Annotated in this window: 22 protein-coding genes; 8 read left to right on the top strand and 14 right to left on the bottom strand. The window is 71.2% G+C overall.

Annotated features, from left to right (window positions below; all coding sequences use genetic code 11):
- The first annotated feature begins 37 nt into the window (after positions 1–37).
- Complete coding sequence (locus ACIBVQ_RS10855; protein WP_399176954.1) at positions 38–1,927, top strand: serine hydrolase domain-containing protein; 1,890 nt, start codon at positions 38–40, stop codon at positions 1,925–1,927.
- Positions 1,928–1,942: 15 nt separating this feature from the next.
- On the opposite strand, the gene ACIBVQ_RS10850 is transcribed toward ACIBVQ_RS10855, so the two are convergent.
- Together ACIBVQ_RS10850 and ACIBVQ_RS10845 are read right to left on the bottom strand one after the other, a co-directional pair.
- Positions 1,943–2,863, bottom strand: a complete 921-nt coding sequence (locus ACIBVQ_RS10850) for an SPFH domain-containing protein (protein ID WP_362912461.1) — start codon at positions 2,861–2,863, stop codon at positions 1,943–1,945.
- A 94-nt stretch (positions 2,864–2,957) separates the two neighbouring features.
- Positions 2,958–3,752: an ABC transporter ATP-binding protein gene (locus ACIBVQ_RS10845; protein ID WP_399176951.1), complete on the bottom strand. Its 795-nt coding sequence runs from the start codon at positions 3,750–3,752 to the stop codon at positions 2,958–2,960.
- A gap of 66 nt (positions 3,753–3,818) precedes the next feature.
- Between ACIBVQ_RS10845 and ACIBVQ_RS10840 the strand changes: the two genes are divergently transcribed.
- Positions 3,819–4,538: a hypothetical protein gene (locus ACIBVQ_RS10840; RefSeq protein ID WP_352010975.1), complete on the top strand. Its 720-nt coding sequence runs from the start codon at positions 3,819–3,821 to the stop codon at positions 4,536–4,538.
- 19 nt (positions 4,539–4,557) lie between these two features.
- On the opposite strand, the gene ACIBVQ_RS10835 is transcribed toward ACIBVQ_RS10840, so the two are convergent.
- Positions 4,558–5,196 (bottom strand): response regulator, encoded by a 639-nt coding sequence (locus ACIBVQ_RS10835; RefSeq protein WP_399176949.1) that lies wholly within the window; start codon positions 5,194–5,196, stop codon positions 4,558–4,560.
- Positions 5,193–6,323 (bottom strand): GAF domain-containing sensor histidine kinase, encoded by a 1,131-nt coding sequence (locus ACIBVQ_RS10830; protein WP_352010977.1) that lies wholly within the window; start codon positions 6,321–6,323, stop codon positions 5,193–5,195. The genes ACIBVQ_RS10835 and ACIBVQ_RS10830 overlap by 4 nt, the downstream gene beginning before the upstream one ends.
- 112 nt (positions 6,324–6,435) lie before the next feature.
- Between ACIBVQ_RS10830 and ACIBVQ_RS10825 the strand changes: the two genes are divergently transcribed.
- The 4 genes from ACIBVQ_RS10825 (at position 6,436) to ACIBVQ_RS10810 (ending at position 9,737) form a co-directional block, all read left to right on the top strand.
- Positions 6,436–7,101, top strand: coding sequence for an SDR family NAD(P)-dependent oxidoreductase (locus ACIBVQ_RS10825; protein ID WP_399176947.1), 666 nt, complete (start codon positions 6,436–6,438; stop codon positions 7,099–7,101).
- Positions 7,098–8,231 (top strand): S-adenosylmethionine:tRNA ribosyltransferase-isomerase, encoded by a 1,134-nt coding sequence (locus ACIBVQ_RS10820; protein ID WP_399176945.1) that lies wholly within the window; start codon positions 7,098–7,100, stop codon positions 8,229–8,231. Before ACIBVQ_RS10825 ends, ACIBVQ_RS10820 begins: the two co-directional genes overlap by 4 nt.
- Positions 8,232–8,322: 91 nt before the next feature.
- The gene (locus tag ACIBVQ_RS10815; RefSeq protein WP_352010980.1) at positions 8,323–8,877 is read left to right on the top strand and encodes a hypothetical protein; all 555 of its coding nucleotides are present in this window, start codon (positions 8,323–8,325) and stop codon (positions 8,875–8,877) included.
- A gap of 179 nt (positions 8,878–9,056) precedes the next feature.
- Positions 9,057–9,737 carry a response regulator transcription factor gene (locus ACIBVQ_RS10810; RefSeq protein WP_352010981.1) on the top strand — a complete coding sequence of 227 codons (681 nt, stop codon included), beginning with the start codon at positions 9,057–9,059 and terminating at the stop codon, positions 9,735–9,737.
- 96 nt (positions 9,738–9,833) lie between these two features.
- Here ACIBVQ_RS10810 and ACIBVQ_RS10805 read toward each other — a convergent pair whose 3' ends face one another.
- The 3 genes from ACIBVQ_RS10805 to ACIBVQ_RS10795 all read right to left on the bottom strand — a co-directional run bounded on the left by ACIBVQ_RS10805 (position 9,834) and on the right by ACIBVQ_RS10795 (position 11,514).
- Positions 9,834–10,460 (bottom strand): TetR/AcrR family transcriptional regulator, encoded by a 627-nt coding sequence (locus ACIBVQ_RS10805; RefSeq protein ID WP_399176941.1) that lies wholly within the window; start codon positions 10,458–10,460, stop codon positions 9,834–9,836.
- Positions 10,457–10,888 (bottom strand): hypothetical protein, encoded by a 432-nt coding sequence (locus tag ACIBVQ_RS10800; protein ID WP_352010983.1) that lies wholly within the window; start codon positions 10,886–10,888, stop codon positions 10,457–10,459. Before ACIBVQ_RS10800 ends, ACIBVQ_RS10805 begins: the two co-directional genes overlap by 4 nt.
- Positions 10,889–10,974: 86 nt before the next feature.
- The gene (locus tag ACIBVQ_RS10795) at positions 10,975–11,514 is read right to left on the bottom strand and encodes a hypothetical protein (RefSeq protein WP_362777970.1); all 540 of its coding nucleotides are present in this window, start codon (positions 11,512–11,514) and stop codon (positions 10,975–10,977) included.
- Between the two features lie 385 nt (positions 11,515–11,899).
- Here ACIBVQ_RS10795 and ACIBVQ_RS10790 point away from each other — a divergent pair, with 385 nt between their 5' ends.
- Positions 11,900–12,211, top strand: coding sequence for a PASTA domain-containing protein (locus tag ACIBVQ_RS10790; RefSeq protein WP_362912455.1), 312 nt, complete (start codon positions 11,900–11,902; stop codon positions 12,209–12,211).
- Here the strand turns inward: ACIBVQ_RS10790 and ACIBVQ_RS10785 are convergent.
- Both ACIBVQ_RS10785 and ACIBVQ_RS10780 read right to left on the bottom strand, forming a co-directional pair.
- Positions 12,187–13,050, bottom strand: a complete 864-nt coding sequence (locus ACIBVQ_RS10785; RefSeq protein ID WP_399176939.1) for a lysophospholipid acyltransferase family protein — start codon at positions 13,048–13,050, stop codon at positions 12,187–12,189. The two genes, ACIBVQ_RS10790 and ACIBVQ_RS10785, sit on opposite strands and share 25 nt — an antisense overlap.
- Positions 13,047–13,787, bottom strand: coding sequence for a GNAT family N-acetyltransferase (locus tag ACIBVQ_RS10780; RefSeq protein WP_399176937.1), 741 nt, complete (start codon positions 13,785–13,787; stop codon positions 13,047–13,049). Before ACIBVQ_RS10780 ends, ACIBVQ_RS10785 begins: the two co-directional genes overlap by 4 nt.
- Before the next feature lie 115 nt (positions 13,788–13,902).
- Between ACIBVQ_RS10780 and serB the strand changes: the two genes are divergently transcribed.
- Positions 13,903–15,120: a phosphoserine phosphatase SerB gene (serB, locus tag ACIBVQ_RS10775; RefSeq protein WP_352010988.1), complete on the top strand. Its 1,218-nt coding sequence runs from the start codon at positions 13,903–13,905 to the stop codon at positions 15,118–15,120.
- Between the two features lie 9 nt (positions 15,121–15,129).
- On the opposite strand, the gene ACIBVQ_RS10770 is transcribed toward serB, so the two are convergent.
- The 5 genes from ACIBVQ_RS10770 to ACIBVQ_RS10750 form a co-directional block, all read right to left on the bottom strand.
- Complete coding sequence (locus ACIBVQ_RS10770; RefSeq protein ID WP_399176934.1) at positions 15,130–17,217, bottom strand: FUSC family protein; 2,088 nt, start codon at positions 17,215–17,217, stop codon at positions 15,130–15,132.
- Positions 17,218–17,233: 16 nt separating this feature from the next.
- A complete protein-coding gene (locus tag ACIBVQ_RS10765; RefSeq protein WP_352010990.1) occupies positions 17,234–17,728 on the bottom strand; it encodes a histidine phosphatase family protein in 495 nt (164 codons plus the stop codon).
- 206 nt (positions 17,729–17,934) lie between these two features.
- The gene (locus tag ACIBVQ_RS10760) at positions 17,935–20,268 is read right to left on the bottom strand and encodes a sodium-translocating pyrophosphatase (RefSeq protein WP_352010991.1); all 2,334 of its coding nucleotides are present in this window, start codon (positions 20,266–20,268) and stop codon (positions 17,935–17,937) included.
- Between the two features lie 514 nt (positions 20,269–20,782).
- Complete coding sequence (locus tag ACIBVQ_RS10755) at positions 20,783–21,229, bottom strand: ATP-binding protein (protein ID WP_352010992.1); 447 nt, start codon at positions 21,227–21,229, stop codon at positions 20,783–20,785.
- A 2-nt stretch (positions 21,230–21,231) separates the two neighbouring features.
- The gene (locus ACIBVQ_RS10750) at positions 21,232–21,582 is read right to left on the bottom strand and encodes an STAS domain-containing protein (protein ID WP_184711921.1); all 351 of its coding nucleotides are present in this window, start codon (positions 21,580–21,582) and stop codon (positions 21,232–21,234) included.
- Between the last annotated feature and the right edge of the window lie 36 nt (positions 21,583–21,618).

Here is a 21,618-nt window from a genome sequence, read left to right as displayed (position 1 = left end):
TGATGGCGGGTCCCGGCGAAACGGCACGCTGACGGGCATGAAGAGAGCGCTAACCGCCGCCCTCGCGTCCCTGGCGGTCCTCCTCACCCCGCACACCGCCGGAGCGACGTCCCAAACGTCCCAGGGCCGGGCGGGCGACCTCGGCGCGGCCCTCGACCGCCTCGTCCCCGAACTCCTCGCCAGGGACAGGATCCCCGGCGCGGCCGTCGTCGTCGTGGAGGACAGCCGGATGGTGTTCGGCAGGGGATACGGACTGGCCGAAACGACCTCGAACCGTCCCGTCGATCTCACCACCCCCTTCCTCACCGGGTCACTGGCCAAGATCTTCACGGCCGAGGCCGCACTGCGCCTGGTCCGGAAGGGCAGGCTCGACCTGCGCGCCGACGTCAACCGCTACCTCACCTCGTTCAAGATCGAGGACACCTGGCCGGGCCGCCCGGTGACCCTGGAGAACCTGCTCACCTACACGGCGGGCTTCGACGACGACATCGTCGGCCTCGCGAACGACGACCCGGCGAAGCTGCCCTCCCTCGCCGAGAGTCTGCACGCCCGCACGCCGCCCCGGGTACGGCCACCGGGCACCCTGGTCGCCTACGACAACTACGCCCTCGCCCTCACGGGGCACCTCGTGGAGATCGCCTCCGGCGAGCCGTACGCGCGCAACGTCGCCGAGCAGGTCTTCGCCGCGCATCGGATGACCGGCTCGACCGCCGCCCTGCCGCACCCCGCCGCGATCGGGGCGCGGCTCGCCAGGGGCTACCGGCCGGACGGAGAGGGCTACGTCGAGCAGAGGGGCCAGTACTCCCCCTGGACGCCCTCGGGAACCGGCCCCGCCGTCACCCCGGCGGACATGGCCAACTACATGATCGACCAGCTTGGGGACGACCCCGTCGCCCGGATGATGCGGGAACGGCACTTCACCGTGGACGACCGCATGCCCGGCATGGGCTACGTCCTTGAGGAACGCCCCCGTGGCGGCAGAAGGCTCCTCTACAAGGACGGCGACGTCCCCGGCTACCACAACGCCATGGCCCTCATGCCCGACCAGGGGTTCGGCGTCTACGTCGTCCTCAACGGCGACGGCGTCTCGGGCGTGGGAGCCTGGGACGCGCAGTGGCTCACGGGCCGGATCGTCGACCTGCGCTTCCCCGACCCCGCGGACCGTACGGCCACGCCCGCCCCGCTCACCGCGGACGTCTCCCGGTACGCGGGCTCCTACCGGTCGGCCCGCACCAGCCATACCGCGCTGACGAAGGTCTCCGCCCTGTTCGCCACCCCGGTCGTCACCGCGGGCTCCGACGGGACTCTCACCACGACCGGTCTCTCCCCCGACCCCGGACGGCCGGTCCAGCACTGGGTCCAGACCGCCCCCGGCCTCTTCGCCGAACGCGGCGGCCCGGCCCGCGTCTCCTTTCCCCGCGACGGCGTCCTCGTCTCCTCGATGCTTCCCTCGGAGACCTACGAGCGGGTCCCGGGGTACGAGAGCCTGGCCATGCCGCTCTTCGTGACCGGCGCCCTGGCCCTGTCGCTGGCGGCGCTCGTCCTGCCCCTGACCGCCGCCGTCCGCCGCCTGCGGGGAGCACGGCGCCCACAGGGAGTACGGCCGCCGCTGCCCGCCCGCCTGGCCGTCCTCACCGCCTGGGCCTGCGCCGCCCTGGTCGCCGTCTTCCTCGCCGGGTTCGGCCTGCTGACGGCCGATCCCAACGTCCTCATGGCCGACATCCCGCTGTACTCCCCGAGGCTGGCCGTCCTGCCCGTGCTGGGCACCCTCGCGTTGGTCCTCGCCGTACCGATGGTCCCGGCCGCGGCGCTGGCCTGGCGCGCCCGCTGGTGGAGGCCACCCGCCCGGATCGCCTACACCCTGCTCACCCTGAGCACGGTCGCCTTCTTCGCGGTCGCCCTCGACTTTCGCCTGCTGTTGCTGTGAGCCCCCGGACGGCCGTCAGCCGGTCTCCTCGGCGGTCTTCTCCTTGGTCGAGAACAGGCCGCCGAGGTTCTCCACGGCCTTGGCCATTTCGGATGGAACGATCCAAACCTTGTTCGCGTCGCCCTTGGCGATCTCGGGAAGGGTCCTGAGGTACTGGTAGGCGAGGAGCCTCTGGTCGGGCTTGCCGTCGTGGATCGCGCGGAAGACCATGCCGATCGCGTCCGCCTCGCCCTTCGCCCGCACCGCCTTGGCCTCGGCGTCGGCCTGCGCCCTGAGCACCACGGCCTCCGCCTCGCCACGTGCCTTGAGCACCGCGGCCTGCTTGAGCCCCTCCGCGCTGAGGATGGCCGCCTGCTTCTGTCCGTCGGCCGCGAGCAGGGCCGCCTTCCTGTCCCGGTCGGCGCGGATCTGGCGCTCCATCGACTCCTGGATCTCGGCGGAGGGCTGGATGGCCTTGAGCCTGACCCTGCCGACCTTGATCCCCCAGCTGCCCGCGCCGTCGAGCGCCACGCGCAGCTCGGTGTTGATCTCGTCTCGGGAGGTCAGCACCCGTTCGAGCTCCATGTCGCCGATCACGTTACGCAACGTGGTCACGGTGAGTTGCTCGACCCCGGTCAGGAAGTCGGAGACCTCGTAGGTGGCGGCCTTGGCGTCGACGACCCGCAGGTGCACGACCGTGTCGACGGAGACGACGAGGTTGTCCGAGGTCACCACGGGTTGCGGAGGGAAGGACACGACCTGTTCGCGCAGGTCGACCGTACGCTTGAGGCGGTCGACGAAGGGGAGCACGAGATTCAGGCCTGGGGAGAGCGTCCGATGGTAGCGCCCGAGGCGCTCCACTACCCCCGCGGTGGCCTGAGGGATGATGTGAATCGCCTTAAAAAGGACGAAACCTGCGACGGCCACCGCGGCGAGCGTGACAAGAAGCGTTTCCATGAGCCACTCCGGACGGTCGAGTCAAGTGGATCTCTCTCATTCGGAATGGTATTTGGTTTTCGCGTTACCGACCTCTGAACAGCGTAAACAGCTTTCAGAACTGGTAGGCGCGGGCGTACCACCGGTCGCCCTGGCCGCGTTCCAGGGTGAGCGGAACGGCGAAGGTGCGCGAGAGGTTCTCCGCGGTCATCACCTGATCCATCGGCCCCTGCGCGACGATCGAGCCGTGCCGCAGCAGCAGCGCGTGGGTGAAACCGCTGGGCACCTCCTCGACGTGATGGGTGACCAGCACCATGGTCGGCGCCTTCGGGTCGTTGGCCAGCACCGAGAGACGGCGGACCAGGTCCTCCCTGCCGCCGAGGTCCAGGCCCGCGGCGGGCTCGTCCAGCAGCAGCAGCTCTGGGTCGGGCATGAGCGCCCTGGCGATCTGCACCCTCTTGCGCTCACCCTCCGACAGGGTGTTGAACCTGCGCCTGATCAGATGGGCGCAGCCGAGCTGGTCGATCAGCTCGACGGCCCTGGTGACGTCGTTGGAGTCGTACTCCTCCGTCCAGCGCCCGAGGATCGCGTACGACGCGGTGAGCACCAGGTCGATGACCTTCTCGTCCTGCGGGACCTTCTCGGCGAGCGCCGCGCTCGCCAGGCCGATCCGGGGCCGCAGGTCGAACACGTCCGTCTGGCCGAGCCGTTCTCCAAGGATCTCGACGACGCCCTCGGCCGGGAACAGCATCGTCCCGGCGACCTGCAACAGCGTCGTCTTCCCGGCGCCGTTGGGACCGATGACGACCCACCGCTCGTCCTCGTGAACGGTCCAGTCGATGTCCCGCAGCAGGGCCGCCCCGTCCCTGCGGACGGTGACGTCCTGTAGCCGAAGCACCTGACCGCCCATCCCTCACGCCTCCTTGAGTATCGCTCGAACAAAACCTATTGCAGGGCAAGCGCATATCGTGGATCGGTGCACCCTGATTCACAGATCTCGGCCACCTTGGTCTGCTGGGGCAACGCCTGGCTCACCGGACAGGTCGGCCTCGACGAGGCCGCCGACCGGGTGGAGCGACAGGCCGGCCCCCAACTCGTCGCCGGGGAGACGGGCGACGTCTCCCTGCGCGGATTCCTCGCCGACCTGCGGGTCGAGGGCATGCGTTCGCTGCGCCTGGCGCTTCCCGTCGCGGGCGACCCGCTCGGTCTCACCGGACCGCCCTCCTTCAACTCCGCGGCGATCGAGGCCGGGCAGGCGGCGACAGCCGTTTTCCCCGGTAGATGCCTGGGCCTGGTCCCCGCAAGGGACCGCCGCGGCTCATCGTACGCCGGGGTGCGCTGGAGCGTGCTTGAGGCCAGCATTAACATTCCGGACATTCCCTCCCTGGCGGAGGCCGAGCACGCCCTGACCATGGCGATGCGCGAGGCCACGGACGCCCTGACGGGGGTCGGCGGGCCCGCCCAGGGGCACCGGAACACCCAGCCCCTCGACGACGGCCTGGCGCCGGGCTACCCCGCCCGTGCCCACCGCGTCGCCGCCCTGGCCGCCCGGCTCACCGCGGTGCTCAGGATCGCCGACGAGCGGGGCCTCACCTCCGGCCAGGTCGCGGTCAGGGCCCAGGCGCTGCGCGCCCTCGACCGTGCCGTACGGCGGGCCCGCGTGGCCGCCCACCACGCCATCTCCGAACTGGTCTGATCCCGGCCCCCAGGGCCTCTCAGGCCAGGCCGTGCCGTACCGCGTAGAGGGCGGCCTGGGTGCGGTCCTGGACGCCGAGCTTCATCAGCACGTTGGAGACGTGGGTCTTGACGGTCTTCTCGGCCACGGTCAGCTCACGGGCGATCTCCCGGTTGGAGCGGCCCGAGGCGATCAGCGCCAGGACCTCACGCTCACGTTCGGTGAGCGAGGGAGTCGGGGCAGGGGCCGTGCGCGGGGGTACGGCACCGGGGGTCGTCAGCATCGCCTCGGCCGCCTCGGCCGCCAGCAGCACCTGCCCGCCGCTGACCGCGCGGATGGCCTGGACGAGCGCGGCGGGATCGACGTCCTTGTAGAGGAACCCGGTCGCGCCCGCCCTGATGGCCGGGGCGACGTCCTGGCGGTCGCCGACCGAGGTCAGCACCAGCACCCGGGGGGACAGGCCAAGCTCCCTGAGCCGCAGCAGCGTGCCGTGGCCGTCCAGGACCGGCATCTTCAGGTCGAGCAGCAGCACGTCCGGGTTGAGCGACTCCGTCAACGCGACGGCCTCGGCACCGTCCGCGGCCTCCCCCACCACGTCGAGGTCGTCCTGCAGCGCGAGGAAGGTCCGCAGACCCTGCCTGACCACGGGGTGGTCGTCCGCGATGAGCACCCGGATCACACCGGCACCTCCATCCGCACCAGCGTCCCCTCTCCCGGGGCCGACCTGACGAGCACGTCCCCGCCCAGGGCGTGCGCCCTGTCCTCCATCGAGGCGATGCCCAGGCCGCGGCCCGTCGCGGCGGCCACGTCGAAGCCCGTCCCGTCGTCGCGCACCTCAAGGACCACCCTGCCCGCCTCACAGCCGAGCCGTACGGCGACGGCGACGGCCCCGGCGTGCCGGGAGGCGTTGTGCAGGGCCTCCTGGGCCACCCGCAGCACGGCGGCCTCGGTCGCCGGGTCCAGTTCGCACACCGGCCTCTCCTCGAACGTGAACGACGCCGGGTGCAGCCGGTCGAGCAGGCGGACGTGCTTGCGGAGCGTCTCGGCCAGGCCGTGCCGGTCGAGTTCGGCGGGACGCAGCTCGACGATCACCGCGCGCAGCTCGGCGAGCGCCTCCCCGGCGAGCCGTTCGACCCGCTCCAGCTCGCCGAGTGCCCGGTCGGGGTCGCGGCGCACCAGCGAGGAGGCAGCCTGGGCGGTGAGCCTGAGGGAGAAGAGCTTCTGGGTCACGGCGTCGTGCAGTTCCCTGGCCATCCGGGTGCGCTCCTCGACCAGCGCGAGCTCCCTGCCGCGTTCGTAGAGGCGCGCGTTGGTGAGGGCGATCGCGGCGTGCGCGGCGAACATGGTGAGCAGGTCCTGGTCCGCCTCGGTGAAGCCGCCCGGCGAGCGTTTGTTGGACAGGAAGATGATGCCCAGCACCGCCTCGCCGTCGCGGATCGGCACCCCGAGGAAGTCCTTGAGCACCGGATGCGCCCTCGGCCAGTACTCGAAGCGGTGGTCCCTGCGGATGTCGGCCAGCCTGACCGGCGCGCCCTCGCGCAACATCGCGCCGAGCATGCCGTGCTGACGGGGCATCGGCCCGATCGCGTCCCACTCCTCGTCCGAGATGCCCTCGGCGACGAACTCGGCGAAGGCGCCCTCGTCGTCGGGTACGCCGAGCGCGGCGTAACGGGCGTCCAGCAGCCGCCTCGCCGAGCGCACGATGACCTGGAGCACCTCCCTGACGGACAGGTGCCTGGTCACCGCAAGGACGGCGGAACTGACCGCGTGCAGCACCGCGTCCCGGTCGTCTCCCACACTCTCCACGGTGAAACTCTAGGTGCTCACCGGGCGGAGCCTCTGGGCCGCAGGTCCTAGGACCTTCAGCCCGGTCCCTCGGCCGATGCGGACGGCGCCTTCCGGTTCCTACCGTCGAGGCATGACGAAGACGGCACTCATCACCGGCGCCTCCCGTGGTCTCGGCCTGGAGCTGGCCCGTTCGCTGGCCGCCGACGGCTGGCGGCTCGTCCTCACCGCGCGGGGCGCGGACGCGCTCGAATCCGCCGCCGCCGAACTCGGCGAGGGCACCCTCGCCGTCGCCGGGGACGTCGCCGACCCGGCCCACCGGGAACGGCTGGCGCTGGCCGTACGGGACGGACTCGACCTGTTGGTCAACAACGCCTCGGGGCTCGGGGCGCTCCCGCTGCCCTCGCTGGCCGACTACCCCCTCGACGAGCTCAGGGAGCTGTTCCTGGTCAACACGCTGGCGCCGCTCGCGCTGATCCAGGCGACGCTGCCCTCGTTGAGGCGCAGCGGCGGCGCGGTCGTCAACATCTCCTCCGACGCCGCGGTCGAGGCGTACGCGGGCTGGGGCGGTTACGGGGCGACGAAGGCCGCGCTCGAACAGCTGTCCAACGTGCTGGCCGTGGAGGAGCCGGACGTCACGGTCTGGTGGGTCGATCCGGGGGAGATGAACACGGCCATGCTCGCGGCGGCGGTCGGCGCCGAGGAGGCGGGGACGGCCCCCGGGCCGGACAGGAGCGCGGCGGCCCTGCGGCGGCTGATCGAGGAGCGCCCGGCGAGCGGACGGATCGGGGTCCGGTGAACGCCCTGGCCGCGGACTTCACGCTTCCTCCCGAACTTGAGGCGCACGAGCCACCGGAGGCACGGGGGCTGGCTCGTGACGAGGTGCGGCTGCTGGTCTCGCGGGGCCGTACGGGGGAGATCGGCCACCACAGGTTCACCGACCTGCCCGGTCTGCTGCGCCCCGGGGACCTGCTGGTGGTCAACGACTCGGCCACGCTGCCCGCCGCGGTACGGCTCGACCGGCTCGCGGTGCACTTCTCAACGGAGCACGAGGACGGGACGTGGCTGGTCGAGCTACGCCGCCGTGGCGTGCCCCGCGACCCGAAGATCCCAGGGGTCCTGGGGACTTCGGCGGGCTCGGGGGCTCCGGCGGGCTCGGGGGCTTCGGGGGACGAGCCCGCGGGCGAGCCGTACCGGGGCGGGGCCGCCGGGGAGTGGCTGCCGCTGCCGGGGGGCGCGACGCTGCGGCTGCTGGAACGGCACACGCCCCGGCTGTGGCGCGCCGTGCTGGACCGTGACGTCCCCGCCTACCTGCACCGGTACGGCGTGCCGATCCGCTACTCCTACGTGGGCAGGGACTGGCCGCTGTCGCACTACCAGACCGTCTTCGGGGTACGGCCAGGCAGCGCGGAGATGCCCAGTGCGGGACGGCCGTTCACCACCGAACTGGTGACCCGCCTGGTGACGCACGGGATCGGGGTGGCGCCGATCACCCTGCACACCGGTGTGGCCTCCCCGGAACGGGACGAACCGCCCTATCCCGAGCGCTTCGAGGTGCCGGAGGCCACGGCACGCCAGGTGGAGTTCACCAGGGCCTCGGGCAGACGGGTGATCGCGGTCGGCACCACCGTGGTCAGGGCGCTGGAGACGGCGGGCCTGGCGGACGGCCCCATGGAAGGCGCCGGGGAGGGCCCTGTAAAAGGCAGGGTGCGGGCGGCACGCGGCTGGACCTCGCACCTGGTCACCCCCTCCTCGGGGACGCGGGTGGTGAACGGGCTGATCACCGGCCTGCACGAACCACGCTCCAGCCATCTGCTGATGCTGTCGGCGATCGCCGGGGAGGATTTGCTCGTACGGTCGTACGCCGAGGCACTCAAAGAGGGTTATCTCTGGCACGAGTTCGGCGACATTCACCTCATTCTCGGGTGAGTCAGTCATCCGCAAGAGGTTCTCAAGTGGGACACCGCATGCTTGCTCCAGCGAACAAAACGGGAAACCAAATTTCCGACTGGAGTATGAAATGCGCCGGCACCTTATCGCCTTCGCCGCCACAGCCATGGCCGGGGGCCTGCTGTTCGTCCCGCAGAGCGCGAACGCCGCCGTGACGCCACCCACCGTGGCCTCCGTGGGAGCCTCCGCGGGAGCCCTCGCCTCTCCCCCGCTCTCCCCGCTGAAGCTGACCGCCTACTACCCGCGCAGGGCGTGGGCGGGTGACACGATCGTCTACACGCTCAAGACCAGGAACGTGGGCAGCTGGCCGACCGACATCGCCTACGTCGGGGGCTACGTCCCCAAGCAGGCGCGTCGCGTCCAGATCACCGGCCCCTCCGGTTCCTACTGCGAGGCCGACGGGCGCGAGGTCGGCTGCCTGCTCGACAGACTGCGGCCCGGCAGGACCGCGACCATCAAGGTGAAGGTGTGGCTCAGGGGAAGCGCCCGGGGCACCGCGACGGCCGAGTTCGCCACGGCCTCCATCGACGTCCCCGCGGGCGGCATCGACACCCTGAACATCCACGGCATCGACGCCGGTGTCGACCTGAAGTACGTCAAGGTCAGGACCCGCATCCTGCGCTAGCCGTACCCGGCACCTCCCTACGACGAGCACCGGGACCGTCACGGGGATCAACGAGGACCCCCTGCCTGATCGTCCCGCCCACGGACCCCCGTCCCGCCGGACGGGGGTCCGTCGCGTTCCCGGCGGTTGTGCGGACAGCCCCATGTACGGCATGTCCCCTCACCAGGCAGGATCTCCTTATGACTGAGCTGAGGGTCGTCCTGGCCGAGGACCACTACCTGGTGCGCGAGGGCACCCGCAGACTGCTTGAGGCCTCGGGTGAGATCGGCGTGGTCGCGGCCGTGGGCACCGCCGACGACCTGCTGGACGCCGCCAGGCGGCTGCGCCCCGACGTGGTGGTGACCGACATCCGGATGCCCGGCTCCCCCGACCTCGTACGGCCCGGCATGGAGGGCATCGACGCCGCCCACCGGATCAGGGCGGCCTCGCGGGACATCGGGGTCGTGGTGCTCTCCCAGTTCTCCGACGCGCTGTTCGCGCTCGACCTGTTCAGGGACGGCACCGAGGGCCGCGCCTACCTGCTCAAGGACCGGGTCGGCGACATCGACGAGCTGCTCGGCGCGATCCGCTCGGTGGCCGCGGGCGGATCGGTGATCGACCCCAAGGTGGTCGAGGGCCTGCTGGCCAAACGCGGCGTCAGGGACAGCCCGCCACCCGCCGAGCTGACCCCCCGCGAGCTGGACGTGCTCAGGGAGATGGCGCACGGCCTGTCGAACGGCGGCATCGCCCGCGCCCTGCACCTGTCGGTCTCCGCCATCGAGAAGCACGTGAACTCGATCTTCATGAAGCTGGCCCTGGAGAACAGCCCCGACACCCACCGCAGGGTCGCGGCCGTCATCGCCTATCTCGGACCCCGGTAGCCGGAACACGTCCACACGGGTCTGCGCGGACCGTTCTCCTGCCGCCTGCGCCGTCCGCGCCCCCAGGGCCGGGAAGCCACCGGGCCGCCGGTCGTCTCACCGGTCTCCGGCGAACCGCCTCTCGAACCCGGAGACCATGGCCGCCAGCCCCGCCTCGAACCACCGGTCGTAGAACGCGGCCGCGGCGGGGTCGGTGGCTGTGGTCGGGGCCGTGCCGGACGGGGTGCCGACCTGGGCCAGGGCGTGACCCAGGACGTAGACCGCGACGGACTGCACGGCGGTCAGGGCGTCCTGCTCGCCGACCCCCGAGTCCTCGAAGCGCCCCAGCAGCCCGGCCAGCAGTGCCAGCCCCCTGTCGGTGTCGACGGGGTGGGTGGCCAGCAGGGGTACGGCGTGCGGGTGGGCCAGCAGCGTCCCGCGATAGGCCACGGCCAAACGGGTCAGCGCCTCGTGCCAGGGCTCCTCGGGGCCGAGTTCGATCACGGCCTCGGAGAACAGGTGGGTGACGACCTCGGCGAGCAGGGCGTCGCGGTTGGGGACGTGGCGGTACAGGGACATCGCGGCCACGCCCAGGTGCGCGCCGAGACGGCGCATGGTCAGGGCCTCAAGACCCTCGGCGTCCAGGATCTCGACCGCCGCGGCGACGACGCGCTCGGGAGTGAGCGTGGCGGGCCTGCCTCCACGGCCGCCTCCCTGGCTTCGGCGACGGGCTGTCTGGGTCACCCGGTCAGGGTAGCGGTGAGCGTGGTGGCCAGCATCACCACGGAGAGCGCGCCGACCACCATGTGCTGGACGTCGATGACGACGTCACGTCCCTCGGTCGGCAGGACCTTCAGGGTGCGGGCGTAGTCGGTCCGGTAGAGCTCTCGCTGGGCGGCGGAGCTGACGCCGAAGTAGGGCAGCCACCAGCTCTGGACGTGACCGACGATGATCAGGCAGCACAGGACGGTGGCCGCGACCAGTGACCAGGTCCGGTGCAGGGCGACTCCCCCGGCGATCAGCAGGGGAATCGGGTAGTTCACCGACGCCGCGATCAGCCGGTTCCTGAGATTGCCCGGGGCCAGGTCGTTGAGCGGGAACATCGGCACCCACTCGGTCAGGATCAGCCAGGCGAGCCAGACGAACGGAACGACGATCGCGGCGGCGGTCATGGTGCGGCACTCCTCGGTTCACACGCACAGGTTTGCGTACGTCGTAAGCTTACGATGTACGCAAACCTGTGCGCAACGCGGGAACCTCAGGAACAGCCGTCCTCCCGCACCGGAGCCCGGCGCTCGACCTTCAGCTGCCGGTTGCGCAGCTCGAACCTGGCCTCCGCCGAACTCCTGGCCAGGACCCTTACTCCGAGGTCACGGAGAGACTCCTGGTAGGGGACACAGACGGTACGGCTGAGCACACGCTTCCCCCACCCGCTCTTCCGCCAGACGGTGTCGGGCGCGCCCTTCACGGTGCGCGGACGGGTTCGCTGCCCACCGACCTCGATCGCGACCTCACAGGCCCCCGCACCGGAGGACGCGACACAACGGCCCTCCGCCGCGAAGGTGACCAGGACCACCGAGGGGCCGCCCGAGACGAGGTCGGGGACGACCCCACTCGGCGGAACGGCCCACTCGGTCGAGTCGGTCGCCCAGGGCGAGGAGGAGAACTGCGAACTGGTCCGGGAACCGACGTAGGAGACCGGAGGGTCGGCGCAGGCGGCGGGAGCCAGCGCGGCCACGGCGGGCAGCGCGATGGGCAGCGCGGCGGCCAGGGCGCCGATCCGGCGTATGGATCGCACGGATGCATCACCTTTCCCGGCCGGCGACCGATCGGACCGCCTCCCAGCCGCCGGAAACGGCACCGGTCACACCGGCCGAACATTAACGGAGTGTAACGAGTCACTTCCTCTGCGTGACGGAACGAGTGTCCCCTGAGCCACCGCAGCCCCACACCTCCCAATCAGCCAGGGTGCTCTTACCTTTCGGATACCCCACGCTCGCCGCCTCCGCATGGACACCGGCCCCGGAAAACCTCGAAGTCGTGAATCTCCGGAAGTCCGCCGGGCATGCCCGCCCTTCGCCACCGCGAAAACCCCGGGTTACGGCCGTAGGCCGGCCGGCCGAAACCCTGTGGGGGCTGCGCATCCGATTGCCTCGGCGTACTCTCGGCACGGGTGAGGAGACTTGGCTGACTTCGTGGTGGTTCCTGACTTCTGCGGAAGTCAGGCGTTGAACGCCTGGCTGGCCGGGCACGACGCCGGGGTGCTTCTGCAGGGGCCGGACCCCGACAGCCCTCAACCGGTCATGGACGGCGTCGTGGTGGCCCAGAAGCCCCCACCGGGCAGCCGGATCGAGCGCTGGGGCGCGGTGACCGTGTGGACGCGCCACGATCCCGGTGAGGGCGGGGTCCGTGAACCGCGGCGCCCGTCCGCTCCCCTGGGCACGTCGGCGGCCGAACCTCCCGGGGAGGATCAGGCGGCCACCCGGGCTCCGTGAACGGTCGGCGCGATCACCACCGAGGCGATCGACGACTCCGCGGCCCACGCCAGCGACCTGCGGTCGCGGGCCTGGACCGGCGGCAGCAACGTCACCTCGACGGTCAGCCCGCGCAGCCCGGCGACCCGCAGGACCGAGGCGGTGAGCGAGTCGTCGCCCAGGTAGGCGGCCTCCACGGCCGGGGTCCCGCCGGGTCCCAGATACCTCATCGCGACCGGCCTGACCGGCGCCCCCGCGTCCAGTGCCGCCTGGAACACCGCGCGCCTGAACACCCCCATCTCCCTGCCGCACCACCTGGTCCCCTCGGGGAAGGCCGCGACCGGGTCCCCCTCCCCCAGTGCCCTGGCCACCCCGGCGACCGCCTCGGGCAGCCTGGACGGCCTCTCCCCGTCCATGAGCACCGCCCCCGCGCCGACGGCCATCTCCCCGACCAACGGCCAGCCACGGACCTCCCGTCTGGCGAGCACACGGCACGGCACGACGGCCATCATGACGAGCGGGTCGAGCCACGACACGTGGTTGGACACGATCAGCGGCGCGACCCCGGAGACGGGCAGGGCGCGCGGCCCTGCCGCGGAACCCGCGAGGAAGGCGAAGCCCGGCCTGGCCGCGACCCGGACACCGAGGGCCCACAGCGCGAGCCTGGACCACACGCTCGCCAGCCGGGCGCGGCCCGCCGTACCGAGGAGCCTGACCGGCAGGGCGAGCAGCGCGCCCGTGAGGACGACCAGCGAGACCGCGACCAGGCGCAGCGCCCGCAGCGGCGGGCCGACCTTCGGGCCCTGGGGGGTCAGGCAGGTGCCCGACCGGCACGGCGCCTCGGGGGACCACACGATCATGCCGGGGCTCCCAGGAAGTGCCGCCGGTAACGCGGGTTCAGGTTCGCCATCGACAGCAGCACGAAGAAGTCCGCGGTGCCGAGGTCGGGGTTGTGTGCGGGCGGCCCGCAGACCCAGGCACCCAGCCTCGCGTAGCCCCTCAGCGGGGCGGGGACCGTCGCCGTCCCCGTGCCCCGCCTCCTGGTGCCGCGCCAGGGCAGGCGCGGGGTGACGCGGTACTCGGGAGGGCACAGCGGGAGCCGCCGCATGACCTCGGCGACCCCGGTGACCCCGGAGACCGGGACCGAGCAGCACCCCGCGACCCACCGGTGGCCCCCGGCGACCACGTAACGCGCGATGGCCGCCCACATCAGCCCGATCACGGCGCCGCAGCGGTGGTCGGGCCGCACGCAGGCCCTGGCGGCCTCGACCATGTCCGGCCTGACCCCGGCCAGCGGGCGCAGGTCGAAGGTCGAGTCCGCGTACAGCCGGTCGGCCCTGCGCGGGGACAGCAGCCGGTGGGTCCCCACGACCTCGCCGCCCTCGCCGTGCCGTACGAGGAGGTGGTCGCCGTAGGCGTCGAGGGGGTCGACGTCGAGACCGGTTATGGGGGTGTCCAGCCGAGCGCCCATCTCCTCGGCGAACACCTGGTGACGCAGGCGTTGCGCCTCCCGCATGTCGGCGGCGGTCTCGGCCAGTCCGACGGTGTATCCGACGGCGTAACGGGTGGCCCGCTGCCGGGCGGGGGTGGTCGTCATGACCATATGAAGGCAGGGCCAGATGACGTGTGACGGGAGGTCGCCGAGAACGTCAGGCGTCCGGATGATGAACCGCATTCACGATCGTTTTGGGGGCCAAGTAGCGTAGATACCGATGAACCAGCGCACGCTTCTGATCACGTTGTCCGGACCGGACCGCCCAGGGGTAACCTCGCGGCTCTTCTCCGTCCTGTCCGGCTTTCCCATAGTCGTCGCCGACGTCGAACAGGTCGTCATCCGCGGCAGGCTCACCCTCGGCGTCCTCGTCGCCTACTCGGGCGACACCCCCACCGGGACCGGCGGAACGCTCGGTGCCCTGTGGACCGCCGTCGAGCGGACCGCCGGGGACCTGGGCCTTGAGGTCGAGCTGTCCACCGGCTCGGACCTGCAGGAGAAGCGCAGGCGCGGACGGTTGCACGTGACCGTTCTCGGCTCACCCCTGCAGCCGGCCGCGATGGCGGGCATCTCAGGCCGGATCGCGGCCGCGGGCGCCAACATCGACCGGATCGAGCGGCTGTCGAACTACCCGGTGACCTGCTTCGAGCTGGCCGTCTCCGGGGCCGACCCCGACACCCTCCGCGCCGAACTGGCCGTCGAGGCCGCCGCCCAGCAGGTCGACGTGGCCGTACAGCGCAGCGGCCTGCACCGCAGGGCCAAGCGGCTGATCGTGATGGACGTCGACTCCACGCTCATCCAGGCCGAGGTGATCGAGCTGCTGGCCGCGCACGCGGGCTGCCTTGAGGAGGTCGCCAGGGTCACCGAGGAGGCGATGCGCGGGGAGCTCGACTTCGCCGAGTCGCTGCGCCGCCGGGTCGCCCTGCTGGCCGGTCTGCGCGAGGAGACCTTCGAGAAGGTCCGCAAGGAGCTCGTGCTGACCCCCGGCGCCCGCACGCTGGTGCGTACGCTCAAGCGGCTCGACTACCGCTTCGCGATCGTCAGCGGCGGCTTCACCCAGCTCACCGACGCCCTCGTCGAGGACCTCGGCATCGACTACTCGGCGGCCAACACCCTTGAGGTCGTGGACGGCGTGCTGACCGGCCGGGTCGTCGGCGAGATCGTCGACCGTCCCGGCAAGGCGCGGGCGCTCGAACGCTTCGCGCGTGAGGCGGGCATCCCGATCAGTCAGACCGTGGCCATCGGCGACGGCGCCAACGACCTGGACATGATCGCGGCCGCCGGACTCGGCATCGCGTTCAACGCCAAGCCGGTGGTCCGCCAGGCCGCCGACACCGCGGTCAACGTGCCCTACCTCGACGCGATCCTCTACCTGCTGGGCATCCCCCGCGCCGAGGTCGAGGCCGCCGACGCCGAGGACGGCGTCGTGACCGCCTGAGCCGGCCGTTCAGGCGCGCGGGGCGGTGAGCGAGGCCAGTCCGAGCGCCTCGGCGCCGAGCCCCCTCAGGGCGGGCCGCGCGGCGACGGCGTGCATGACGCCTCGCCGCACACCGGTCATCCGGTCCGCCGCCCCCTCGTCCACCTCGCCGAGACGGCGCTCGGTCAGCCGGTCGACCTGGGCGCCCAGCTCGTCGAGCACCCGGTCGAGATCGTCCGCCCTGGTCAGCGGCCGACCCGTCCTGACCGCCTCCGCGACGTCCTCAAGCCGGTCGGCGACCATGTCCAGGAGGGTGACCGTCGGCCCCGACTCCTCGACCGGCGCCGGTACGGCCAGCAGTGCCAGCGCGTTGTCCCGCAGCCGTCTGGCGGCCGTCACGGCGTCCCTGAGCCGTTGCGGGGCGCTTCCGCCCGGCTCCTTGTCCAGCCGGTCGAGGGAGTCGCCGAGCAGCCGGGCAGCCTCCGAGGCGTCGGAGATCCGCTCCAGAACCACCTTCGGGTCCCGGTCGACCAGCGAGCGCACCAGCGCCGCGTGCCGTTCGAGGGTGTCCACGATCCTGCCGGTCAGGCTGGCCCGGTGCCCCCTCGGCCACAGCAGCCGCGCGACGACCAGCGCCAGCGCCCCGCCCGCGACCGTGAGCGTCACCCTGGCCGCCGCCGCGCCCCAGGCCAGCGGCAGCGTGAAGTCCGACAGCATCAGCGACAGGGGTGTGGCGAACATCGTCCAGTAGCCGTAGCTGACCCCCCTGAACGCGAACCCCAGCAGGGCGCACACCCCGATGAACACGATCAGGTACGTGTGGCCCGGCGCGACCGCGAGCACGACGGCCGCCCCGGCCGCCCCGACCGCGGTGCCGACCACCCGCAGCGTCACCCGGTCGACCGTGTCCCGGTAGGCGGGACGGAGGCTGACCAGCACGGTCACCACGAACCACTTGGCGTAGTGCTCGTGGGCCAGCAGCATCAACGCCATCGCCAGGGTCACCGCCAGGCCGAGCCGTACGGGGTGGTGGCCGGTCGACAGGACGGGCAGGCGGGGCCGGGTGAACCTGGGCAGGCGTGGCCCGACCTCGACCGCCTCCTCCGCCTGCTGGGAGATCGACCGCACCGCCGTACCGACGCGGTCAAGGCAGCGGCGGATCTGCCCGAGCAGCACGGCCGCGGGCAGCGGTGTCCTCCTGGCGTGGGCGGCCCTGCGGACCTCCTCGTTCAGGTCGGCGAAGCGCCCGACCGCGTCCATGGCCTCCGGGGCCGCGGCCTGGCCACCGAGGGTGACCGCCTCCCGCAGCGCGTGGGCCAGCGCCTCGGTCGTCTCGTCCAGCTCCTCGACCCACCGGCCGTCCGGATCCTCCTGTACGGCGGCCGCCCGCAGCACCCGCAGCGCGATGGTCTCGTGGAAGATCCGGTCCAGGGTCGTCAGCAGCCGTTCGAGGGCCCGGTCGTCCTCCTGCGACACCCGGTAGAGGGAGAAGGCCCTGGCCGCGGCGTCGTGGGTCGTGACGGCCCGCCGCCGCAGCGACTCCCAGCTCTCGTCGGACAGAGGGGCGCGTCCCGCCGCGACCAGAAGGTCGGCCAGCGCCGTACCGGCCTCCTCGAAGGCCGTGCGGAGCGGTTGGAGACGGCGCACCGGCCACAGCACCAGGACCAGCGCCGTGATCAGCAGACCGCCCGCCGCGGTGATCGCCATACGGGCAGGCAGACCGGCCCCGGAGGGCGCGAAGTAGGTCAGGGCCACCGCCAGCACGGCCGGGACGCTGATCACCGGCCAGACCGCCCCCGCCGCGGCGACCAGGCCGATCACGACGGCCGCGAGCCACGGCCACGGCTGGATCAGCTGCCCGAGTCCCACCCCGAGCGTGGCCATGAACGCGGTCCGCAACAGCTTGCGCGCCCTCTCCCCGTACGGCAGGCCGGGGGCGTCGCCGAAGACGGTGAGATAACCGCCCAGGGCAGCCGTCGCGCCCTCGCGGACGTGGCCGGTGAGAACCCCGGCGACCAGCGGCAGGCAGATGGCCACGGCGCACAGCAGGCCGTACCCCCACGCGGGACGCGCGGCGACCGCGAAGTCACCGCGTAGCGCCCCGGCGATCCTGCGCATGCCACCCCGTGTTCCCCTACTGCTCCTTGGGGCTCCAGCGCGCGACGGCACGCCCGGCGTCGAGGCCGGACCACTCGTCGTCGGTCTCGATGACCGCGAACGCGCCGGGCGGGAAGCCCTCGTCGTCTCTTGTGGTGAGCAGCTGGACCAGCTCGTGGACACCGGGGTTGTGACCGACCAGGACCAGCGTGCGGACCTCGGGGTCGCCACGCCTCAGGAGGGCGAGCAGCTCGTCGGCGTAGGCCTCGTAGATCTCGGACTCGTAGACGACGTCCGTACCCGGCAGCGCCAGCTCGGCGGTCTGCCTGGTGCGCACGGACGGCGAGCAGAGCACCAGGTCGGGCTGGACACCCAGGTCGGCGAGCACCCGCGCCACCCGGTCCGCGTCGCGGCGTCCGCGCTCGGTGAGGGGCCGCTCCCTGTCGGCCAGCCCGGGGATGTGCGCCGCCTTCGCGTGCCTGAGGACGACCAGCGTCCGTGCCCCGTTCGCCCCGTTCGTCCCGGTGCTCATCGCGACGCCCACATCGCCATGCCCGCGATCGCCGCGAAGACCACGACCATCGCCAACAGGATGAACACGAGCGTTCTGCCTCCTCCGGAGGGCTGCTGTTCCATACGGATCAGTCTTCCACCGTGGGGTCCCGCACACACCGATGGGCTCATGTACGGGAAAAGGGGTGCACGAGGACCGTGCACCCCTTCACACCGGTTCGCCCGTCAGCTGGTGACCGGCTCCCGCGTACGGTCCACGTGGTTGTCCTCGGTCGGGGAGATGCTCGCCGACCGGCGCTTGGAGACCACGACGGCGCCGACGACGATGGCCACCGCGACCAGGGCGATCCCGGTCCGCAGCGCGACGTTGTCGGCGTAGATCACCACGGCCGGGGCGATCAGCAGCGCCACCAGGTTCATCACCTTGAGCAGCGGGTTGATCGCCGGTCCCGCGGTGTCCTTGAACGGGTCTCCGACGGTGTCGCCGATGACGGTCGCCTCGTGGGCGGAGGAGCCCTTGCCTCCGTGGTGACCGTCCTCGACCAGCTTCTTCGCGTTGTCCCAGGCGCCGCCCGAGTTGGCCAGGAACACCGCCATCAGCGTGCCACAGGCGATGGCACCGGCGAGGAAGGCGCCCAGCGAGGGGTAGCCGAGGGCGAAACCGACGGCGATCGGGGTGAGTACGGCCAGCAGACCCGGCGTGGCCAGCTCCCGCAGCGAGTCACGGGTGCAGATGTCCACGACCCTGCCGTAGTCGGGCAGCTCGGTGCCCGCCATGATGCCCGGCTTGGTGCGGAACTGCTCGCGGACCTCGAAGACCACCCGTCCGGCGGCCCTGCCGACCGCCATGATCGCCAGACCGGAGAACATGAACACCACCGCCGCGCCGACGACCAGGCCGACGAGCACGTTCGGCGAGTCGACGCTCAGGTTGAACACGCTGAACGAGCCGAGCGCGTCCTTCACCGCCTGACTCGCCGAGCTGAGCTGGGTCTCGACCGCTGTCCTGAACGCGCCGAACAGGGCCGTCGCGGCGAGTACGGCGGTCGCGATCGCGATGCCCTTGGTGATGGCCTTGGTGGTGTTGCCGACCGCGTCGAGCGAGGTGAGCACCCTGGCGCCCTCCCCCTCGACGTCGCCGGACATCTCGGCGATGCCCTGGGCGTTGTCGGAGACCGGGCCGAAGGTGTCCATCGACACGATCACGCCGACCGTGGTCAGCAGGCCGGTTCCGGCGAGCGCGACGGCGAACAGGGCGACGGTGACGTTGCCGAAGCCGAGCAGGAACGCCCCGTAGACGGCGGCGCCGATGACCAGCGCCGAGTAGACCGCCGACTCAAGGCCGACGCTGATGCCGGACAGGATGACGGTCGCGGGACCGGTGCGGGCGCTCTCCCCGATGTCCTTGACCGGACGCCGGTTGGTCTCGGTGAAGTAGCCGGTGAGGATCTGGATGGCGCTGGCCAGCACCAGACCGATGAGCACCGCGCCGATGGCGATCAGACGGGGGTCGGTGGTGATCGCGGCGATCTGCGGGTCGACCCCGCTCAGCGCGGAGAAGCTGCTGGGCAGGTACAGGTAGGCCGCGACGGCGACCAGGACGGCGGAGATGGCCGCGGAGATGAAGAAGCCCCGGTTGATCGCCGCCATCCCGTTGCGGTCGCCCTTGCGGGGGGCGGTGGTGAAGATGCCGATGATGGCGGTGAGCACACCGATCATGGGCACGACCAGCGGGAAGACCAGGCCCTCCGTGCCGAAGGCCACCTTGCCGAGGATGAGACTGGCCACCAGCATGACCGCGTACGACTCGAACAGGTCGGCCGCCATGCCCGCGCAGTCACCGACGTTGTCGCCCACGTTGTCGGCGATGGTCGCGGCGTTGCGCGGGTCGTCCTCGGGGATGCCCTGCTCGACCTTGCCGACCAGGTCGGCGCCGACGTCGGCCGCCTTGGTGAAGATGCCGCCGCCGACCCTCATGAACATGGCCAGCAGCGCGGCGCCGAAGCCGAAGCCCTCAAGGACCGCCGGGGCCTCGCCGCCGTAGACGATCACGACGATGGCGGCGCCGAGCAGGCCGAGGCCGACGGTGATCATGCCGGCCACGCCGCCGGTGCGGAAGGCGATCCGCATGGCGACCTTCTCGCCGGACTCACGGGCGGCCGCGGCGACCCGGACGTTCCCCCGGACCGCGAGCCACATGCCGACGAAGCCGGTCAGCGCGGAGAAGACCGCGCCGACCACGAAGAAAACGGAACGGCCGACGGCCACTCCGGTCGAGTCCGCGGGAAGCAGGTAGAGCAGGAAGGGAATGAGGACCACGAACAACGCCAGGGTCCTGAACTGCCGCGTCAAATACGCGGAAGCCCCTTCCTGTACGGCGCGCGCGATGTTCCGCATGCGCTCGGTGCCTTGGCTGGCAGCGAGCACCTCCCGGACCAGCACGGCCGCCACGGCGAGTGCTATCAGGGCCACGACGGCCACAGCGATCACGATGTTGAAGTGAGAACCGCTCAGGGAAACCGCTGGCTCTGCAGCAGCGGCGAGATCGAGCACAGGCATCCGACTCTCCTTGGCAAGACGGGAACACGTCCTGCCCGGACTGCGCCGCGATAGATGATCGGCAGTGGGAGCGGCGCGCATCCGGGGTGGTTGGCAATGCCGCTTCCGGTTGCGTCCGCAGACCTCCCACGGAACTCAGCCCTCCTACGAGCCGTTTCCGAAGGACAAACCTTGGCCGGTGCCGGGAGTCTACGCAGCGAGGACGCCGATATGAAGCCTCCGCGCGTGGCCATTTGATGACAGGGTCAGTAATCCTTCCCGACTCCCATGGTTAACAGGAGACTCAAATCGGGGCAGGAGGTTCTTCGCCAGCCTTCACGCCTGTTTCGGTCTGCACGTATCAAAGTTATGTTTGCCCCGCTTCGACCCCCCCAAACAGACAGCCGGACGCACCCTGGAGGACGCGCCCGGCTGCCGGGGTGTTCACGCTGTCAGATCACGCTGTGGAGCCGCTCGCCGGTCCCGTGTCCGGATCATGTCCGGACCGGGAGCGGGTCGTGGGGGGTGCGGACGGTCAGACCGCGGACAGGCCGTTGGCCGTGGCGGGCCAGCTCATGCGGATGCACATGCCCTTCTGGCTCGGATAGACCTGGACGTCGTCGGCCAGCCCCACGATGACCGCGATGCCGAAACCGGACATCAGGGTGTCGGGAAGTTGCACGAGCGGGTCCTCGAAACCTAACGAGACCTGCTCCTGCTCCAGCTCGTCGCTCGGGGCCGCATCCGTGACGGTGACCTCGAACCGCCCGAGATCATCACGTAGCTCGATGCGGATCGGCTCTCCCGGACAATGGAGACGATGTGCCTCGACAGCCCGGGAACACGCCTCACCGACTGCGAGCCGTACCTCGTCCAGCAGCGACTCCTCCACCCCGGTGCGCCTGGCGATCGCCGTGGCGACCAGGCGTGCCGTGCGCACATGGGCCGGAAGGGCGCTGAACGTCAGCTCGACGGTAGCCATGATTACTTGTCTGAGCCGTGAGCTTCCTTGGCCTCCTCAACCGAGGCGTAGATCCCGAAGACCTTGGTCAGTCCGGTGATCCGGAAGATCTTCAGGATGCGCTCCTGGGTGCAGACCAACTCCAGTGAGCCGTCGTGCGCCCGAACGCGCTTGAGCCCGCCGACCAGGACACCAAGGCCCGTCGAGTCGAGGAAGTCGACCTTCTCCATGTTCACGAGAAGGTGGAAGTTTCCCTTGTTGACCAGGTCGATCAGGAGCTCACGCAATCTGGGCGCGGTGTAGACATCGATCTCACCCTCGACCTCAACGATGGTGAGACGGTCCTCGGAATGGTGGTCCAACTTCAGATCCACAGATCCTCCAGCGCCTTGCCTGCGAAAGTACCGATT

Source organism: Streptosporangium sp. NPDC049376, assembly GCF_044466505.1.
Taxonomy (GTDB): Bacteria; Actinomycetota; Actinomycetes; order Streptosporangiales; family Streptosporangiaceae; genus Streptosporangium.
The sequence above is the reverse complement of the archived record's forward strand: the minus strand, read 5'-3'. Positions and strand labels throughout refer to the sequence as shown.

What these genes read in the sequence shown, in the direction of transcription:
- ACIBVQ_RS10845 (WP_399176951.1), bottom strand. Translation starts at nt 3,752, where the DNA reads ATGGGCGGTCAGGTGCTTCGGCTACAGGACGTCACCGTCCGCAGGGAC.
- ACIBVQ_RS10770 (WP_399176934.1), bottom strand. Translation starts at nt 17,217, where the DNA reads ATGCGCAGGATCGCCGGGGCGCTACGCGGTGACTTCGCGGTCGCCGCG.
- ACIBVQ_RS10855 (WP_399176954.1), top strand. Translation starts at nt 38, where the DNA reads ATGAAGAGAGCGCTAACCGCCGCCCTCGCGTCCCTGGCGGTCCTCCTC.
- ACIBVQ_RS10800 (WP_352010983.1), bottom strand. Translation starts at nt 10,888, where the DNA reads ATGACCGCCGCCGCGATCGTCGTTCCGTTCGTCTGGCTCGCCTGGCTG.
- ACIBVQ_RS10780 (WP_399176937.1), bottom strand. Translation starts at nt 13,787, where the DNA reads ATGACGACCACCCCCGCCCGGCAGCGGGCCACCCGTTACGCCGTCGGA.
- ACIBVQ_RS10825 (WP_399176947.1), top strand. Translation starts at nt 6,436, where the DNA reads ATGACGAAGACGGCACTCATCACCGGCGCCTCCCGTGGTCTCGGCCTG.
- ACIBVQ_RS10815 (WP_352010980.1), top strand. Translation starts at nt 8,323, where the DNA reads ATGCGCCGGCACCTTATCGCCTTCGCCGCCACAGCCATGGCCGGGGGC.
- ACIBVQ_RS10760 (WP_352010991.1), bottom strand. Translation starts at nt 20,268, where the DNA reads ATGCCTGTGCTCGATCTCGCCGCTGCTGCAGAGCCAGCGGTTTCCCTG.
- ACIBVQ_RS10810 (WP_352010981.1), top strand. Translation starts at nt 9,057, where the DNA reads ATGACTGAGCTGAGGGTCGTCCTGGCCGAGGACCACTACCTGGTGCGC.
- ACIBVQ_RS10785 (WP_399176939.1), bottom strand. Translation starts at nt 13,050, where the DNA reads ATGATCGTGTGGTCCCCCGAGGCGCCGTGCCGGTCGGGCACCTGCCTG.
- ACIBVQ_RS10755 (WP_352010992.1), bottom strand. Translation starts at nt 21,229, where the DNA reads ATGGCTACCGTCGAGCTGACGTTCAGCGCCCTTCCGGCCCATGTGCGC.
- ACIBVQ_RS10765 (WP_352010990.1), bottom strand. Translation starts at nt 17,728, where the DNA reads ATGAGCACCGGGACGAACGGGGCGAACGGGGCACGGACGCTGGTCGTC.
- serB (WP_352010988.1), top strand. Translation starts at nt 13,903, where the DNA reads ATGAACCAGCGCACGCTTCTGATCACGTTGTCCGGACCGGACCGCCCA.
- ACIBVQ_RS10850 (WP_362912461.1), bottom strand. Translation starts at nt 2,863, where the DNA reads ATGGAAACGCTTCTTGTCACGCTCGCCGCGGTGGCCGTCGCAGGTTTC.